This window comes from Pseudomonas fjordensis, from assembly GCF_976987115.1.
Map to the genome: position 1 here is coordinate 3,950,134 of NZ_OZ336860.1, position 17,034 is coordinate 3,967,167.

Below are 17,034 nucleotides of genomic sequence, written 5' to 3' on the forward strand. Positions count from 1 at the left end.
GTTGCTGAATCTACTTTTAACACCCGGTGACGGATAGGTGAAATGGCGATAACGCCACAATGGCCGCATTGTACGGGTTTGCGTGCGCGATGCCACACACTTGCCGCTCACCTGACTGCACGCACAATTTGAGCATGCATTGCCTTTGCTGACAAAGGCTTATGAGCTGTATTTAGCAATCCAGGCAAGCTTGGCAAAGGGCCGGCATGCGCCAGACCCGATTACGACCACACCCGGTGTGCAGAGTTGCAGAAACACCCGCTCATGCTAATCCACGTCAATAGCCTATTCGGGCTGGCCCAGTGGCGCCGGGTCGTCAATAATCAACGCTTGCGGCGCAGGTGAATGACCTGCCACTCCCCTCCCCTACCGTAAGCCTGGATGCCATGCTGACCTGGTTGCAACGCGACACCCTGACATTCCCACCCTTGGCCAAGGCCATGCGCGAACCCAACGGCCTGCTCGCCGCCGGTGGCGACCTGTCGGCTGAACGACTGGTCCAGGCCTACCGCCATGGCTGCTTCCCCTGGTTCTCCGAAGGCCAGCCTATCCTCTGGTGGTCACCCGACCCGCGCACAGTGATATTCCCCGACGAGCTGCATGTTTCCCGCAGCCTGGGCAAATTATTGCGCCAGCAGCGCTATACCGTGACCTTCGACCAGGACTTCGCCGCCGTCATCCAAGCCTGCGCCGCGCCCCGCGCCTACGCCGATGGCACCTGGATCACCGAAGGCATCCAGCAGGCCTACCTGGAGCTGCACCAACGCGGCTATGCGCATTCCGTCGAGGTCTGGGACCAGGGCGAACTGGTGGGCGGCCTGTACGGCCTGGCGATGGGCCAGTTGTTTTTTGGCGAGTCCATGTTCAGCCGCGCCGACAACGCCTCCAAATTCGGTTTCGCCACGTTGACCCGGCAACTGCAAGCCTGGGGGTTTGTGCTGATCGACTGCCAGATGCCCAACGATCACCTGCACAGCCTGGGTGCTCGTGGCATTCCGCGCAGCGTCTTCGCTGACTTCCTGCACAAACATCTGAACCAGCCCAACGCTGGGCCGTGGGTTTCCTAGGCGACTTTCGCGCACGTGGCTTACACTTATTTCAAAGCTTATCCCGAGGGTTGATCATGACCGAGCTGGCGCGCTTGAAGTTCTATGCCACTCAAGCCCACTCATGCAGCTATCTGCCCGACGAGCAGGCCACCACACTGTTCCTCGATCCCAGCCAGCCCATGGACGTGCATGTGTATGCCGACCTGTCCGAGATGGGCTTTCGGCGCAGCGGCGACCACCTGTACCGCCCCCATTGCCAGAACTGTAATGCCTGCGTGCCTGCGCGTATCCCGGTGGCGCAGTTTTCGCCCGACCGTAACCAGAAACGCATTCTCAAGCGCAACGCCGACCTGACCGTACACGCCACTAACCCCCAATATAGCGAAGAGTATTTCGATCTCTACCAACGCTATATCGAGCAGCGTCATGCCGACGGCGATATGTTTCCGCCCAGCCGCGACCAGTTTTCCACGTTCCTGGTGCGTGACCTGCCCTTTTCGCGCTTCTACGAGTTCCGCCTCGACGGCCGCCTGCTGGCCGTGGCGGTCACCGACCTGCTACCCAATGGCCTCTCGGCGGTGTACACCTTCTATGAACCGACCGAAGAGCGCCGCAGCCTCGGGCGCTTCGCCATCCTCTGGCAAATAGGCGAAGCGCTGCGCCTGGAACTGGAAGCGGTGTACCTCGGATACTGGATCAAGAACTGCAAAAAGATGAACTACAAGACCCAATATCGGCCCATTGAGCTGCTGATTAATCAAAGATGGGTCACGCTTAACTAGAACCCCTTGGCGTGAACACCCTTTTTCGGGCACAATGCACGCCGCTTTTGCCTGGCGCAGTTGCACCGGGCCATTCACTGGATACCGAGGGCTTTACTGCATGTCGAAAGAAGACAGCTTCGAAATGGAAGGCACTGTCGTCGACACCCTGCCCAACACCATGTTTCGTGTGGAGTTGGAAAATGGGCACGTCGTAACCGCGCATATCTCCGGCAAGATGCGCAAGAACTACATTCGTATTCTTACCGGTGACAAAGTGCGCGTCGAGCTGACGCCCTATGACTTGAGCAAAGGGCGCATCACTTACCGCGCTCGCTAAGCAAGTCAATACAAAACGCCCGGTTATGCCGGGCGTTTTTGTGTGCGCAGGATTTAACAGTCACCACTTGACCCTGTGGGAGCTGGCTTGCCTGCGATGGCGGCCTGACAGCCGACATCTCTCTACCTGACACCCCACAATCCAACTGCGGGCTTGCTCGCGAAGGCGGCCTGGCAGTCAACACAGTTGGATTGTGTACATATCCATTGCTGCGGTAACGGCCGCTTAGGGTTCCGCCCGACGGCGGCTCACTTTTGAAAAGCGCAAAAGTAAGCAAAACGCTCTTGCCCCACCACTCGGCACCTCGCCTAGGCTCGGTGTGCCCGTAATCCGCCAGTGATTTGGGGGGCCGCCGCCACGCGCCATCCATGGCGCGGGGCGGCTAAACCGGCATCCCTGCCGGTTTACCCCCCAAATCCCTGTCGAATTACGGCCAGCGTGGTTTGACGGGGCGCCTGAGATCAAAAGCAGATCAAGAGCAAGAGCGACTCGCTTCGCATCGTGGTTACCGTTGACGGTTACAAACCCACAAAGCTGTGTAGATACAGATACTGCGATAGCGGCGGGCCAGCTAAAGCTGTGCTACTGAAGGATTGTCATCGCAGGCAAGCCAGCTCCCACACTGGTTATGTATTGCCCAAAGAATCAGCGCCTAGCACAGGTCCCCTGTGGGAGCGGGCTTGCCCGCGAAAGCGGTGTGTCAGTCACTGCATCGTTAACTGAACCACCGCTATCGCAGGCAAGCCACAGTTGACCGTCATTGTCTCGCAAATCGTATTGCAGGCAGCAAAAAGGCGCCTTTCGGCGCCTTTTTGGTGTGTTGCAGCCTGCTATCAGGCCATTTCCGCCGTGGTCTCGAAGTCGAAGGTCAGCTCGCCGTCCTTCAGGTCGATATGCACCACGCCGCCATGGTCGGAGAGTTCGCCGAACAGGATCTCTTCGGCCAATGGCCGTTTGATCTTGTCCTGGATCAGACGCGCCATTGGGCGTGCGCCCATTGCCGCATCGTAGCCGCCCTCTGCGATCCAACTGCGGGCCGCTTCCGTCACATCCAGCTGCACGCGCTTGTCTTCCAACTGCGCTTGAAGCTCGGTGAGGAACTTGTCCACCACGCTTTTGATGACCTCATGACTGAGGCGACCAAACTGGATAATGGTGTCCAGGCGGTTGCGGAACTCCGGCGTGAAGCTCTTCTTGATCACTTCCATGGCATCAGACGAGTGATCCTGATGCGTAAAGCCAATCGAAGCACGCGCCGCGGTTTCAGCACCGGCGTTGGTGGTCATGATCACGATGACGTTGCGGAAATCCGCCTTGCGCCCGTTGTTGTCGGTCAGGGTGCCGTGGTCCATGACCTGCAACAGCAGGTTGAAGACTTCCGGGTGAGCCTTTTCGATTTCATCGAGCAACAATACGCAGTGTGGCTGCTTGGTGATCGCCTCGGTCAACAGGCCGCCCTGGTCGAAACCGACATAGCCCGGAGGCGCACCGATCAAGCGCGACACCGTGTGGCGCTCCATGTATTCGGACATGTCGAAACGGACCAGCTCGATACCCATGGCCTTGGCCAACTGGCGAGCCGCCTCGGTCTTGCCGACGCCGGTCGGCCCTGCGAACAGGAACGAACCGACTGGCTTGTCCGGCGACTTGAGGCCCGCACGGGACAACTTGATCGCCGTGGACAACGAGTCGATGGCAGCATCCTGACCAAACACGGTGAGCTTGAGGTCGCGCTCCAGGTTACGCAGCAGTTCCTTGTCGGAACTGGTGACGTGTTTTGGCGGAATCCGCGCGATCTTGGCCACGATATCCTCAACCTGAGACACGTCGATGCGCTTCACGCGCTTCTCGACTGGCTGCAGGCGTTGGTAGGCACCCGCCTCGTCGATCACATCGATGGCTTTGTCTGGCATGTGCCGGTCGTTGATGTAGCGCGACGCCAGCTCAGCCGCCGCACGCAAGGCCTCATCGGTGTACTCGATGCCATGGTGCGCTTCAAAACGCCCCTTGAGCCCGCGCAGGATGCCGATGGTGTCTTCAACCGACGGCTCGGACACGTCGACTTTCTGGAAGCGACGCGCCAGGGCACGGTCTTTTTCAAAGATGCCGCGAAATTCCTGGAACGTGGTCGAACCAATGCAGCGGATATCACCCGAGGACAGCAGCGGCTTGAGCAGGTTGGAAGCGTCCATCACCCCACCGGAAGCCGCACCGGCGCCAATGATGGTATGGATCTCGTCGATGAACAGGATGGCCTGCGGGCGTTTTTTCAGCTCGCCGAGCAACGCCTTGAAGCGCTTCTCGAAATCGCCACGGTACTTGGTCCCGGCGAGCAACGCGCCCAGGTCAAGGGAGTAGACGACACTACTGGCCAGCAGGTCTGGCACCTGGTTGTCGACAATGCGCTTGGCCAGGCCTTCGGCAATCGCGGTCTTACCCACGCCCGCCTCGCCCACCAGCAACGGGTTGTTCTTGCGACGACGCGCAAGGATCTGCGCTACACGCTCAACCTCATGCTCACGCCCCACCAGCGGATCGATCCGCCCCTGGCGCGCCATTTCATTGAGGTTACTGGCATAGGCATCCAGCGGGTTGCTGGAAGAAGAAGACTCTCCGCCCTCCTCGTCCTGCATGTCCTGCTCACCCTCGGAATGATCGCCGTGCCCAGGCACCTTGGAGATACCGTGGGCGATGTAGTTGACCACATCAATACGGGCAACGCTCTGCTGCTTGAGCAGGAACACGGCCTGGCTTTCCTGTTCGCTGAAAATCGCCACCAGCACGTTCGCGCCTGTGACCTCACGCTTACCGGAGCTCTGTACGTGGAACACAGCACGCTGCAATACCCGCTGGAAGCCCAGGGTTGGCTGGGTTTCGCGATCCTCGTCATGCACGGGGATCAGTGGCGTGGTGGAGTCGATAAACTCCTGCAGGTCATGCTTGAGCTTGTCAAGGTTGGCGCCGCACGCACGCAGAACGGTGGCGGCAGCTTCGTTATCCAAAAGTGCCAGCAAAAGGTGCTCGACGGTCATGAATTCATGACGCTTCGAACGAGCCTCCTTGAAGGCAAGATTGAGGGTGACTTCGAGCTCGCGGTTTAACATAGCTTCACCTCATACCCAAGTGGTCGGCGTTAACCGTCCTTCTCGATTTCACAGAGTAGCGGATGCTGGCTTTCCCTGGCGTACTGGTTGACCTGCATGGCCTTTGTCTCGGCGATGTCGCGGGTAAACACTCCACATACTGCCCGTCCTTCTGTGTGAACGGCCAGCATTACCTTGGTCGCCAACTCGCGGTTCAGGTTAAAAAACACCTCGAGCACTTCGACGACGAAATCCATCGGTGTGTAGTCATCATTAAACAAAACCACCTTGTACATCGGCGGCGCCTGTAAAGCAGGCTTCGCCTCCTGAACAGCAATGCCTGCAGAACCGTCGTCGTCATGTTCCTGATCCGGGCGATCCTGATTGAATGTTAGTCGAATCTGGCTGTTTGCATGCATGGGAAAGAAAGGTTCGTCAGTGGTTCAATTACAGTGGTGGGGGCGACCTGTCAGAATTTCAACTCTGACCCTTTGGTCACCTTGACTATCGGCGAAACGGTGTTACAACGAATAGAGCCCACAGTGGGTAAAAAAGGTCCGCGCAGTCAACCTTATTTATTCGGGTTAGGACGGATAGACAGGATGATACTCCAGTGATGGAGTCTGGTGCAGAGGGATATGGCGATGCTAAGTGGTAAGGTCAAGTGGTTCAACAATGCCAAGGGTTACGGCTTCGTCAATGAAGACGGCAAGGATGAAGACCTTTTTGCGCATTTCTCAGCGATCAAGATGGATGGCTACAAAACACTGAAAGCGGGACAGCGTGTCAACTTTGAAATCATTCAAGGGCCAAAAGGCACGCATGCCGTAAATATTGTAGATGCGCCTGCCACTACAGGCGTGAAAGAAACAAAGGTAGAAAAATCAGAGAAGCAACAGGCCTGACCAGCCACTGAAATTAAGCACTCAAAGCAAACCGGCCGCCCCGAACCATCAGGGCGGCAGGTTTTCTCTGCCTGTTTACATATGCTTGATCAACGCATCACCAAAGCCCGACGACGACACCAGCGTAGCGCCATCCATCAGACGCTCGAAATCATAGGTCACGGTCTTGGCCGAAATCGCGCCGTTGGTGCCCTTGATGATCAGATCCGCCGCCTCGACCCAGCCCATATGCCGCAGCATCATTTCCGCCGACAGGATCAATGACCCAGGGTTGACCTGATCCTTGCCCGCGTATTTAGGCGCAGTACCGTGGGTAGCTTCGAACATTGCCACGGTGTCCGACAGGTTGGCCCCCGGCGCAATACCAATACCGCCCACCTCCGCCGCTAGGGCGTCGGACAGGTAATCACCATTGAGGTTGAGCGTGGCGATCACGTCATATTCAGCCGGGCGCAGCAGGATCTGCTGGAGCATGGCGTCGGCAATGGCATCCTTGACCACCACATTCTTGCCGGTCCTGGGGTTCTTGAACTGCATCCACGGCCCGCCGTCGAGCAGGGTCGCGCCGAACTCTTCAGCCGCCACCTCGTAGGCCCACTCCTTGAAGGCCCCTTCGGTGAACTTCATGATGTTGCCTTTGTGCACGATGGTCAGCGAATCGCGGTCGTTATCCACCACATACTGCAAGGCCTTGCGCGCCAGGCGCTTGGTGCCCTCTTTGGAGACCGGCTTGACGCCAATCCCGCAATCCTGGTCGAAACGGATCTTGGTAACGCCCATTTCTTCCTTGAGAAACTTGATCACCTTGATCGCTTCCGGCGAACCGGCCTTCCACTCGATGCCCGCGTAAATATCCTCGGAGTTCTCACGGAAGATGGTCATGTCCACGTCGCCAGGCTTTTTCACCGGGCTGGGCACGCCTTCGAACCAGCGCACCGGGCGCAGACACACGTACAGGTCGAGTTGCTGGCGCAGCGCCACGTTCAGCGAGCGGATGCCGCCACCGACCGGCGTGGTGAGGGGGCCCTTGATGGACACCACGTAATCCTTGACCGCATCCAGGGTTTCCTGGGGCAGCCAGGTATCCTGGTCGTAAACTTGCGTGGCCTTTTCGCCAGCGTACACCTCCATCCAGGAGATTTTGCGCTTGCCGCCGTAAGCCTTTTCAACAGCGGCGTCGACCACCTTGATCATCACCGGGCTGATGTCGACGCCAATACCGTCACCTTCGATATAGGGGATGATCGGTTGGTCAGGAACATTGAGAGAATGGTCTGCATTGACGGTGATTTTGTCGCCGACTGCCGGAACCTGAATCTTCTTGTATCCCATGCTGAACTCCATCTATGGATTGAACATCTGGCTGCGTTCGAGCCTACTCCAGATAAATGGCGACTGAAACCTCACGCCATGCTCATTTGCATCGAAAACAGCATATTTGGTGGCCTACAAGCCTGAAAGCAAAGGGAAAAGCGCCAATCTTGAGCACATCCCACCACCCTGTGCGCCTGCGACCTTTAGACCAATGGACGAGCCTCCTTTTTCATGAAGGCTCAGCGTAAGCATAGCGACCTATGTATAATGCCGCCGCTGACCAAAGAGTCACGACGGCGGACCGCTCTAGAACGTAGCCTTTCGCCAGAAAGCCGGACTATTACCATAGCCCACCCGCTTGACGCTCGACTGATGCAAACCAACATCACCGCGAAGAAACCTCGACATTTCGCTCATGGATGACTTTGAACGAACGCGCTCTACCCGGCGCATCTCGAGTTTCTGCGCACGCTTTCAGCAAAGAAGAGAGTTAATCCGAATATGCCCACCCGCTCGAAGATCATCTACACCTTCACCGACGAAGCCCCAGCCCTCGCCACCTATTCACTGCTGCCTATCGTAGAGGCCTTCACCGCTTCCGCTGATATTGCCGTGGAAACCCGCGACATTTCCCTCGCCGGGCGCATCCTCGCAAGCTTCCCCGAGCAACTGGGCACCAAGGCCATCCCGGACCACCTCGCCGAACTGGGCGACCTGGCCGTTACGCCTGAAGCCAACATCATCAAGCTTCCCAACATCAGCGCCTCGACCCCGCAGCTGCAAGCCGCGATCAAGGAACTGCAGGCCCAGGGCTACGCCCTGCCGGACTACCCTGAAACCGTAACCACCGACGCGGAAAAAGAAACCCGTGCACGTTACGACAAGGTCAAGGGCAGCGCCGTGAACCCGGTGCTGCGCGAAGGCAACTCTGACCGCCGCGCACCGCTGTCGGTCAAGAACTACGCACGCAAGCACCCGCACAAGATGGGCGCCTGGGCCGCCGACTCCAAGTCGCACATTGCCCACATGAACAACGGCGACTTCTACGGCAGCGAAAAAGCCGTGCAGATCGAAGCCGCTGACACTGTCAAAATTGCGCTGGTTGCAAAGGACGGCACCACCACCGTCCTGAAGGAAAAGACCAACGTACAGGCCGGCGAAATCATCGACACCGCCGTGCTGAGCAAGAAAGCCCTGCGCAGCTTCATCGCCGCTGAAATCGAAGACGCCAAGAAGCAAGGCGTGCTGCTGTCGGTTCACTTGAAAGCCACCATGATGAAGGTCTCCGACCCGATCATGTTCGGCCAGATCGTTGCCGAGTTCTATAAAGACGCCCTGGCCAAGCACGCCCCCGTGCTGGAACAGATCGGCTTCAACCTGAACAACGGCATCGGCGACCTGTACGCCCGCATCAAGGCCCTGCCGGCCGACCAGCAAGCGCAGATCGAAGCCGACATCCAGGCGGTCTACGCCGCTCGCCCTGCCCTGGCGATGGTCAACTCCGACAAAGGCATCACCAACCTGCACGTGCCGAGCGACGTGATCGTCGACGCCTCGATGCCAGCGATGATCCGTGACTCCGGCAAAATGTGGGGCACCGACGGCCAACTGCACGACACCAAGGCCGTGATCCCGGATCGCTGCTACGCCACCATCTACCAGGCGGTCATCGAAGACTGCAAGGCCAATGGCGCCTTCGACCCAACCACCATGGGCAGCGTGCCAAACGTTGGCCTGATGGCCAAGAAAGCCGAAGAGTACGGCTCCCACGACAAGACCTTCCAGATCAAGGCTGACGGCGTTGTCCGCGTCACCGACAGCCAGGGCAACCTGCTGATGGAACAGAACGTCGAAGCTGGCGACATCTTCCGCATGTGCCAGACCAAAGACGCGCCGATCCAGGACTGGGTCAAGCTCGCCGTCAACCGTGCCCGCGCCAGCAACACCCCGGCCATCTTCTGGCTGGACCCTAAGCGCGCCCACGATGGTGTAGTCGTCGAGAAAGTTCAGGCTTACCTCAAAGACCACAACACCGAAGGCCTGGACATCCGCATCATGGCCCCGGTCGATGCGATGAAGTTCACCCTGGAGCGCACCCGCAAGGGCCTGGACACCATCTCGGTGACCGGTAACGTACTGCGCGACTACCTGACCGACCTGTTCCCGATCATGGAACTGGGCACCAGCGCCAAGATGCTGTCGATCGTGCCGCTGATGAACGGTGGCGGCCTGTTCGAAACCGGCGCTGGCGGCTCGGCGCCAAAACACGTGCAGCAACTGCTGGAAGAAAACTTCCTGCGCTGGGATTCTTTGGGCGAGTTCCTGGCCCTGGCCGCGTCCCTTGAGCATTTGGGTGTGACATACAACAACCCCAAAGCCCTGGTGCTGTCCAAGACCCTGGACCAGGCCACAGGCCAGTTCCTGGACAACAACAAGTCGCCATCGCGCAAAGTCGGCAACATCGACAACCGCGGCAGCCACTTCTATCTGGCACTGTACTGGGCACAAGCCCTGGCCGCCCAGACCGAAGACACCGCACTGCAAGCGCAGTTTGGCGAACTGGCCAAAACCCTGGCCGAGAACGAAGCAACCATCGTTGCCGAACTCAACGCCGTACAGGGCAAGCCAGTGGACATCGGCGGCTACTACGCGCCGAACCCGGAGCTGACCAGCAAAGCCATGCGCCCAAGCAACACCCTCAATGCGGCGATTGCCAAGTTGAAGTAAGGTTGTAAGGATGCAAAGAAGCCCCGGCCAAGTGCCGGGGTTTCTGTTTATCGGGACTTCATTGAACAAACCCCATCAAATGTGGGAGCTGGCTTGCCTGCGATTGCAGTCTGTAGGAGCGAGCTTGCTCGCGAAAAACTCAAAGGCGCCGCGTTCATTCAGCAAGCACGCGTTATCGTTGACGCTTTTCGCGAGCAAGCTCGCTCCTACAAAAAAGCCTTAATTGACTGGCATTAAGGCAAGCCAGCTCCCACATTGACCGTGCCACCTTCCAGATACCGAGGTTTGCAATGACCTGGCTCCCCCACATCACCGTCGCCACCATCGTCGAAGACAACGGCAAGTTCCTGATGGTCGAAGAACTCAAGGGCGGCCGCGCCGTGCTCAACCAGCCCGCCGGCCATCTGGACCCGAACGAAACTCTGACCGAAGCCGCCGTGCGCGAAACCCTGGAAGAAACCGGCTGGGACGTGGAAGCTACCGGCATCGTTGGCATTTACCTGTACACCGCACCCAGCAATGGCGTGACCTATCAACGGGTCTGCTTTATCGCCAACGCCCTGAGACACCACCCGGAGTATCAACTCGACGAAGGCATCCTGCGCGCCCGCTGGATGACCCGTGACGAGCTGATGGCGGTGCGCGACGACTGGCGCAGCGAGCTGATTATCCGCTGCATCGATGATTACCTGGCCGACCAGCGCCACAGTCTCGAATTGATCCGCCCTTCTCTTTAGCCTTGCGGGCCCAGGCCTGCTAGAATCGCGTCCTTTTTCAAGACACCCGTTGAAACCCTATGCGTGATCCAGCCCCTTCTGACACACAAAAGAAGCGCGTCATCGTCGGCATGTCCGGCGGCGTGGACTCTTCCGTTTCCGCCGTTCTGCTCATGGAGCAGGGTTATGAGGTGGAAGGCCTGTTCATGAAGAACTGGGAAGAAGACGATGGAACCGAATACTGCACCGCCATGGACGACCTCGCGGACGCTCAGGCCGTGTGCGACAAGATCGGTATCAAGCTGCACACCGCCAACTTCGCCGCCGAGTACTGGGACAACGTGTTCGAGCACTTCCTGGCCGAGTACAAGGCAGGCCGCACGCCGAACCCGGACATCCTGTGCAACCGCGAAATCAAGTTCAAGGCGTTCCTCGACTACGCCATGATGCTCGGCGCCGACCTGATAGCCACCGGCCACTACGTGCGCCGTCGTGATATCGATGGCCGCACCGAATTGCTCAAGGGCCTGGACCCGAACAAGGACCAGAGCTACTTCCTGCACGCCGTGGGCGGTGAACAGATCGCCAAGACCCTGTTCCCGGTCGGCGAGCTGGAAAAGCCCGAAGTGCGCAAGATCGCCGAGAAACATGGCCTGGCCACCGCCAAGAAGAAAGATTCCACCGGCATCTGCTTTATCGGCGAGCGTCGCTTCAGCGACTTCCTCAAGCAATACCTGCCCGCGCAACCGGGCGAGATCAAGACCACCGAGGGTGAAGTGATCGGCCGCCACCATGGCCTGATGTACCACACCATTGGCCAGCGCCAGGGCCTGGGCATTGGCGGCCTGAAGGACGCCGGCGTTGAGCCGTGGTACGTGCTGGTCAAAGACCTGGAAAACAACGTGCTGGTGGTCGGCCAAGGCAATGAGCACCCGCTGCTGTTCTCCGGCGCCCTGCTCGCTTCCGAGATCTACTGGGTCAACCCTGTCGACTTGAGCACCCCGCGCCGCCTGACCGCCAAAGTGCGTTATCGCCAGAGCGACCAGCCCTGCACCCTGGAAAAGACCGCCACCGGTTACCGCGCCACCTTCGATGACCCGCAACGCGCGGTCACCCCTGGCCAGTCCGTGGTGTTCTATGACGGTGAAATCTGCCTGGGCGGCGGCGTGATTGAAGTCGCGCAAGCCTGGAGCAACCCGGCATGAGCCCGACCCAGGAGCAATTGACGGCCCTTGGCGGTGTGTTTCTCGCTGCGGTACTGGTGGACAAGATCGCCAAGACCGGCCAGGTCACGGAAGCCGGCCTGACCTGCATGCTCGGCAGCCTGCTGATCCGCGACCCCAAGGACACCCTTGAGGTTTACGGCGGCGACGACCTGGCCCTGCGCGAAGGCTATCGCGCCCTGATCGGCGCCCTGGAGCGCGACCCCAGCACCTTGCAGCGCGAACCGTTGCGCTACGCCCTGTCGATGCTTGGCCTTGAGCGCCAGTTGGCCAAGCGCGACGACCTGCTGGACACCATCGGCAAGCGCTTGCCGCAGATCCAGTCCCAGGTAGAACACTTCGGCCCGGCCCACGAAAACGTGATCGCCGCCTGTGGTGCGCTGTACCAGGACACCTTGAGCACCCTGCGCCAGCGTATCCAGGTGCACGGCGACATGCGCAACCTGCAGCAACCCAACAACGCGTCGAAAATCCGCGCCCTGCTCCTGGCCGGTATTCGTTCGGCACGCCTATGGCGCCAGTTGGGCGGTCATCGCTGGCAGTTGGTGATCAGCCGGCGCAAATTGCTCAAAGAGCTTTACCCGTTGATGCGCAACGAATAAGTCGCACCAACAGGCTGTTTTCAAGCCATTACGCGTAATACGCCGGTCAGTTGGCGACGGACCGGCGGATTTTTTCATGTATGATACGCGCCCCATTTCGTTGCCCGACTGTCCGAGAACACCCCATGCAGCTCTCTTCGCTCACTGCGGTTTCCCCTGTTGACGGCCGCTACGCCGGCAAAACCCAGGCCCTGCGCCCTATTTTCAGCGAGTACGGCCTGATCCGTGCCCGCGTCCTGGTTGAAGTGCGCTGGCTCCAGCGCCTGGCCGCTCATCCCGCCATCAGCGAAGTGCCGGCGTTTTCCGCCGAGGCCAACGCTGTATTGAACACCCTGGCGGAAAACTTCTCCCTGGAGCACGCCGAGCGTGTGAAAGAGATCGAGCGCACCACCAACCACGATGTAAAAGCCATCGAATACCTGCTCAAAGAGCAAGCGGCCCAACTGCCGGAACTGGCCCAGGTCAGCGAATTCATCCACTTTGCCTGCACCAGCGAGGACATCAACAACCTGTCCCACGCCCTGATGCTGCGTGAAGGCCGTGATGACGTGATGCTGCCGTTGATGCGCCAGACCGCCGAAGCCATCCGCGAGCTGGCGATCCGTTTCGCTGCCGTGCCGATGCTGTCGCGCACCCACGGCCAGCCGGCCTCGCCGACAACTCTGGGCAAAGAACTGGCCAACGTGGTGTACCGCCTGGAGCGCCAGATCGCCCAAGTCGCCGCCGTGCCATTGCTGGGCAAGATCAACGGCGCCGTAGGCAACTACAACGCCCACCTGTCGGCCTACCCTGAGATCGACTGGGAAGCCAACGCCCGCGCCTTCATCGAAGACGAGCTGGGCCTGGGTTTCAACCCCTACACCACGCAGATCGAACCGCACGACTACATCGCCGAACTGTTCGACGCGATTGCACGCTTCAACACCATCCTGATCGATTTCGATCGCGATATCTGGGGCTACATCTCCCTGGGCTACTTCAAGCAGCGCACCATTGCCGGCGAAATCGGTTCTTCGACCATGCCGCACAAGGTCAACCCGATCGACTTCGAAAACTCCGAAGGCAACCTGGGCATCGCCAACGCCCTGTTCCAGCACCTGGCCAGCAAGTTGCCGATCTCCCGCTGGCAGCGCGACCTAACCGACTCCACTGTACTGCGCAACCTCGGCGTGGGCTTTGCCCACAGCGTGATCGCGTACGAAGCCAGCCTCAAAGGCATCAGCAAGCTGGAGCTCAACGAGCAGAAGATTGCCGCTGACCTGGACGCGTGCTGGGAAGTATTGGCCGAGCCGATCCAGACCGTGATGCGCCGCTACAACATCGAAAACCCCTACGAGAAGCTGAAAGAATTGACGCGCGGCAAGGGCATCAGCCCCGAAGCGCTGCAAACTTTCATCGACGGCCTGGACATGCCAGCCGCGGCCAAGGCCGAGCTGAAGCTGCTCACCCCGGCCAACTACATCGGCAACGCTGTAGAGCAAGCCAAGCGCATCTGATCCAAGCAAGCTCCTTTGAGACGCCCGGCCGCGCCGGGCGTTTTTATTCCTGTCTTAAAAGTGCTTTTTTTCAATAGGTTACACATGAATCCTGATATCCCTCTTCAACTTCTGGGCGGCATCACGGCACGGGAATTCCTGCGCGACTACTGGCAGAAAAAACCGCTGCTGATCCGCCAGGCCATCCCTGACTTCGAAAGCCCGATCGACGCCGACGAACTGGCAGGCCTGGCCCTGGAAGAAGAAGTCGAGTCGCGCCTGGTGATCGAACACGGCGAGCGCCCGTGGGAACTGCGTCGCGGCCCGTTCGCCGAAGACGCTTTCAGCACCCTGCCCGAGCGTGAGTGGACCCTGCTGGTGCAAGCGGTCGACCAGTTCGTGCCGGAAGTGGCCGAGCTGCTGGAGCACTTCCGCTTCCTGCCGAGCTGGCGTATCGATGATGTGATGATCAGCTTCGCCGCGCCGGGTGGCAGCGTCGGTCCGCATTTCGATAACTACGATGTGTTCCTGCTGCAAGCCCAAGGCAAGCGCAACTGGAAGATCGGCCAGATGTGCAATTCCGAAAGCCCGTTGCTGCAACACGCCGACCTGCGCATCCTCGCCGAATTCGAAGAAAGCGCCGAATGGGTGCTGGAGCCGGGCGACATGCTCTACCTGCCGCCGCGCCTGGCCCATTTCGGTATTGCTGAAGACGACTGCATGACCTATTCCGTAGGTTTCCGTGCACCGAGCGCAGCTGAAGTGCTGACCCACTTCACCGACTTCCTCAGCCAGTACCTGACCGACGAAGAACGCTACACCGACGCAGACGCCCAGCCGGTCAGCGACCCGCACCAGATTCAGGGCGACGCACTGGACCGCCTCAAGGGCCTGCTCGCCGAACACATGAGCGATGAGCGCATGCTGCTGACCTGGTTCGGCCAGTTCATGACCGAACCACGCTACCCGGAACTGGTAGCCGGCGAAGAGTTGGGCGAAGAAGACTTCATCAACAGCCTGCAAGACGGCGCGATTCTGGTGCGCAACCCAAGCGCGCGCCTGGCCTGGTCCGAAGTGGACGACGACGTGCTGCTGTTCGCCAGCGGCCAGAGCCGTTACCTGCCGGGCAAACTGCGTGAACTGTTGAAGCTGGTGTGCTCGGCCGATGCACTGCACAGCGAAAACCTGGGCGAGTGGCTGGCCGACGAAGACGGTCGCGACCTGCTGTGCGAACTGGTCAAGCAAGGCAGCCTGGGGTTTGCGGATGAATAAAATTCACGTAAGTGTCGCGGACTGGCGAAAGGATATCGACGAGATTCGGCGCATTCGTGAAGCGGTATTTATCGCCGAACAATCGGTTCCGCCTGAACTGGAGTGGGACGCCGACGATGCCGACGCGGTGCATTTTCTGGCATTCGAAGGCGACTTCCCGATTGGCACTGCTCGACTGCTGCCCAGCGGCGAGATTGGTCGCGTATCGGTGCTCAAGGACTGGCGCGGGCTGAAAGTCGGCGACAAGCTGATGGAAGCCGTGATTGGCGTGGCCGAGCAACGTGGCCAGACCCGGCAGTTCCTGAGTGCGCAGGTGTATGCGGCGCCGTTCTATGAGCGGCTGGGTTTCAAGATTGTCAGCGATGAGTTTCTTGAAGTCGGGATTCCGCATGTGGATATGGTGCGCGGGGGCTGATTTGAGACCGCGTCGCCTTTATCGCAGGCAAGCCAGCTCCCACATGTGAATGCATTCCAAGTGTGGGAGCTGGCTTGCCTGCGATAGCTATTTCAGCAACACCCTAAATGCCCTGCCTGCCAGGGCATTTTGCCGTCTACGATTCAACTTGCGCCCTGCCAGGCCGACAAACTGGCACTATCAAGCAAATGACTCGCAGAGATAACGGACATGTCCCTACGCACCCTGCTCACCGCCCTCCTGATGACCGTCAGCGCTTGCGCCATGGCCGCCACCGAAGTCGTCAACCTGAACAACCGTACCAGCGCCGACCTGTTGCCGGTCGCGCAAAACTTCATCGGCAAGGACGGCACCGTCAGCGCCTACGGCAACCAGCTAATCGTTAACGCCGAGCCCGCCAAGATCGAGGGCTTGCGCGCACTGCTCGGCCAATTGGATACACCAGCCAAACGCTTGCTGATCACCGTCGATACCAACGAGAACAACCAGCAGAACAGCGGTGACAGCCAGACCCGCATCATCAGCTATGGTACCGCCAGCCGCGATGGCGGCATCCAGCAGATCCAGGCCAGCGAAGGCGTGCCCGCGCTGATCCAGGTTGGCCAGAGCGTGCCGCTGACCTCCACGCAGCAGGACAGCTATGGCCGTCTGCAAAACCAGACCCAGTATCGCAACGTCACACAGGGGTTTTACGTGACCGCCAGCGTCACTGGCGAAACCGTGCACCTGGCCATCAGTACCAACCGTGACCGGATGAGCCAGGAACGTCCCGATGTAGTGAACGTGCAAAGCACCGACACAACAGTCAGCGGCCGCTTGGGCGAGTGGATTCCCCTGGCCGGCATCAATCGTGAAACCCAGGCGGAAAAATCCTCTACAACCCGCAGCTACTCTACTCAGGGCCGCGATGACCTGACTTTACGGGTCAAGGTCGACACCCTGAACTGAGGCACCGAAAACTGACTGGCAAGTCGCATTAGACTAAAGATGTAGTGCTTGAAAAAAAGCACTACAAAACATTTGACGAGCCAAAAAAGCATGGGCATGATGGCCTCGCTCCCGCTAATCAGGGGCCCTGGCAAGGGCCTTCGGATCGCTGCTCTAAGCTACCCACCTGAGCCGATTCGTGTCTGTACCGCCCACAAGGTGTGT

At 59.3% G+C, this 17,034-nt stretch carries 15 protein-coding genes; 12 read left to right on the top strand and 3 right to left on the bottom strand.

Going from position 1 to position 17,034, the window contains the following annotated elements; translation table 11 throughout:
• Positions 1 to 386: 386 nt before the first annotated feature.
• The 3 genes from aat (at position 387) to infA (ending at position 2,150) form a co-directional block, all read left to right on the top strand.
• Positions 387 to 1,067 (top strand): leucyl/phenylalanyl-tRNA--protein transferase, encoded by a 681-nt coding sequence (gene aat, locus ACWHXD_RS17790; RefSeq protein ID WP_138761653.1) that lies wholly within the window; start codon positions 387 to 389, stop codon positions 1,065 to 1,067.
• A gap of 56 nt (positions 1,068 to 1,123) precedes the next feature.
• Complete coding sequence (locus tag ACWHXD_RS17795; RefSeq protein ID WP_032896674.1) at positions 1,124 to 1,831, top strand: arginyltransferase; 708 nt, start codon at positions 1,124 to 1,126, stop codon at positions 1,829 to 1,831.
• 100 nt (positions 1,832 to 1,931) lie between these two features.
• Positions 1,932 to 2,150 carry a translation initiation factor IF-1 gene (gene infA / locus ACWHXD_RS17800; protein WP_002553999.1) on the top strand — a complete coding sequence of 73 codons (219 nt, stop codon included), beginning with the start codon at positions 1,932 to 1,934 and terminating at the stop codon, positions 2,148 to 2,150.
• An 833-nt stretch (positions 2,151 to 2,983) separates the two neighbouring features.
• Here infA and clpA read toward each other — a convergent pair.
• Complete coding sequence (gene clpA, locus ACWHXD_RS17805) at positions 2,984 to 5,254, bottom strand: ATP-dependent Clp protease ATP-binding subunit ClpA (RefSeq protein ID WP_138761655.1); 2,271 nt, start codon at positions 5,252 to 5,254, stop codon at positions 2,984 to 2,986.
• 29 nt (positions 5,255 to 5,283) lie between these two features.
• On the bottom strand, positions 5,284 to 5,652 hold the full coding sequence (gene clpS / locus ACWHXD_RS17810; RefSeq protein ID WP_005789091.1) for an ATP-dependent Clp protease adapter ClpS: 369 nt from the start codon (positions 5,650 to 5,652) through the stop codon (positions 5,284 to 5,286).
• A gap of 225 nt (positions 5,653 to 5,877) precedes the next feature.
• Here clpS and cspD point away from each other — a divergent pair, with 225 nt between their 5' ends.
• The gene (gene cspD / locus ACWHXD_RS17815; RefSeq protein WP_032897881.1) at positions 5,878 to 6,138 is read left to right on the top strand and encodes a cold shock domain-containing protein CspD; all 261 of its coding nucleotides are present in this window, start codon (positions 5,878 to 5,880) and stop codon (positions 6,136 to 6,138) included.
• A gap of 75 nt (positions 6,139 to 6,213) precedes the next feature.
• Here cspD and icd read toward each other — a convergent pair whose 3' ends face one another.
• Positions 6,214 to 7,470, bottom strand: a complete 1,257-nt coding sequence (icd, locus tag ACWHXD_RS17820; RefSeq protein WP_032897879.1) for an NADP-dependent isocitrate dehydrogenase — start codon at positions 7,468 to 7,470, stop codon at positions 6,214 to 6,216.
• A gap of 483 nt (positions 7,471 to 7,953) precedes the next feature.
• Between icd and ACWHXD_RS17825 the strand changes: the two genes are divergently transcribed.
• From ACWHXD_RS17825 to ACWHXD_RS17860, 8 genes are all read left to right on the top strand, one after another.
• Positions 7,954 to 10,179, top strand: coding sequence for an NADP-dependent isocitrate dehydrogenase (locus ACWHXD_RS17825; protein WP_138761656.1), 2,226 nt, complete (start codon positions 7,954 to 7,956; stop codon positions 10,177 to 10,179).
• Between the two features lie 290 nt (positions 10,180 to 10,469).
• Positions 10,470 to 10,916 carry an NUDIX hydrolase gene (locus ACWHXD_RS17830; RefSeq protein WP_138761658.1) on the top strand — a complete coding sequence of 149 codons (447 nt, stop codon included), beginning with the start codon at positions 10,470 to 10,472 and terminating at the stop codon, positions 10,914 to 10,916.
• Between the two features lie 59 nt (positions 10,917 to 10,975).
• On the top strand, positions 10,976 to 12,100 hold the full coding sequence (gene mnmA / locus ACWHXD_RS17835; RefSeq protein WP_138761659.1) for a tRNA 2-thiouridine(34) synthase MnmA: 1,125 nt from the start codon (positions 10,976 to 10,978) through the stop codon (positions 12,098 to 12,100).
• A complete protein-coding gene (hflD, locus tag ACWHXD_RS17840) occupies positions 12,097 to 12,720 on the top strand; it encodes a high frequency lysogenization protein HflD (RefSeq protein WP_003192101.1) in 624 nt (207 codons plus the stop codon). Before mnmA ends, hflD begins: the two co-directional genes overlap by 4 nt.
• 125 nt (positions 12,721 to 12,845) lie before the next feature.
• Positions 12,846 to 14,216: an adenylosuccinate lyase gene (gene purB, locus ACWHXD_RS17845; RefSeq protein ID WP_014718906.1), complete on the top strand. Its 1,371-nt coding sequence runs from the start codon at positions 12,846 to 12,848 to the stop codon at positions 14,214 to 14,216.
• An 84-nt stretch (positions 14,217 to 14,300) separates the two neighbouring features.
• Positions 14,301 to 15,467 carry a ribosomal protein uL16 3-hydroxylase gene (locus ACWHXD_RS17850; protein WP_014718907.1) on the top strand — a complete coding sequence of 389 codons (1,167 nt, stop codon included), beginning with the start codon at positions 14,301 to 14,303 and terminating at the stop codon, positions 15,465 to 15,467.
• Entirely contained in the window at positions 15,460 to 15,882 is a 423-nt protein-coding gene (locus ACWHXD_RS17855) for a GNAT family N-acetyltransferase (RefSeq protein ID WP_032896670.1), read from the top strand. The genes ACWHXD_RS17850 and ACWHXD_RS17855 overlap by 8 nt, the downstream gene beginning before the upstream one ends.
• Before the next feature lie 210 nt (positions 15,883 to 16,092).
• A complete protein-coding gene (locus ACWHXD_RS17860) occupies positions 16,093 to 16,830 on the top strand; it encodes a secretin N-terminal domain-containing protein (RefSeq protein WP_138761661.1) in 738 nt (245 codons plus the stop codon).
• The last annotated feature ends 204 nt before the right edge of the window (positions 16,831 to 17,034 follow it).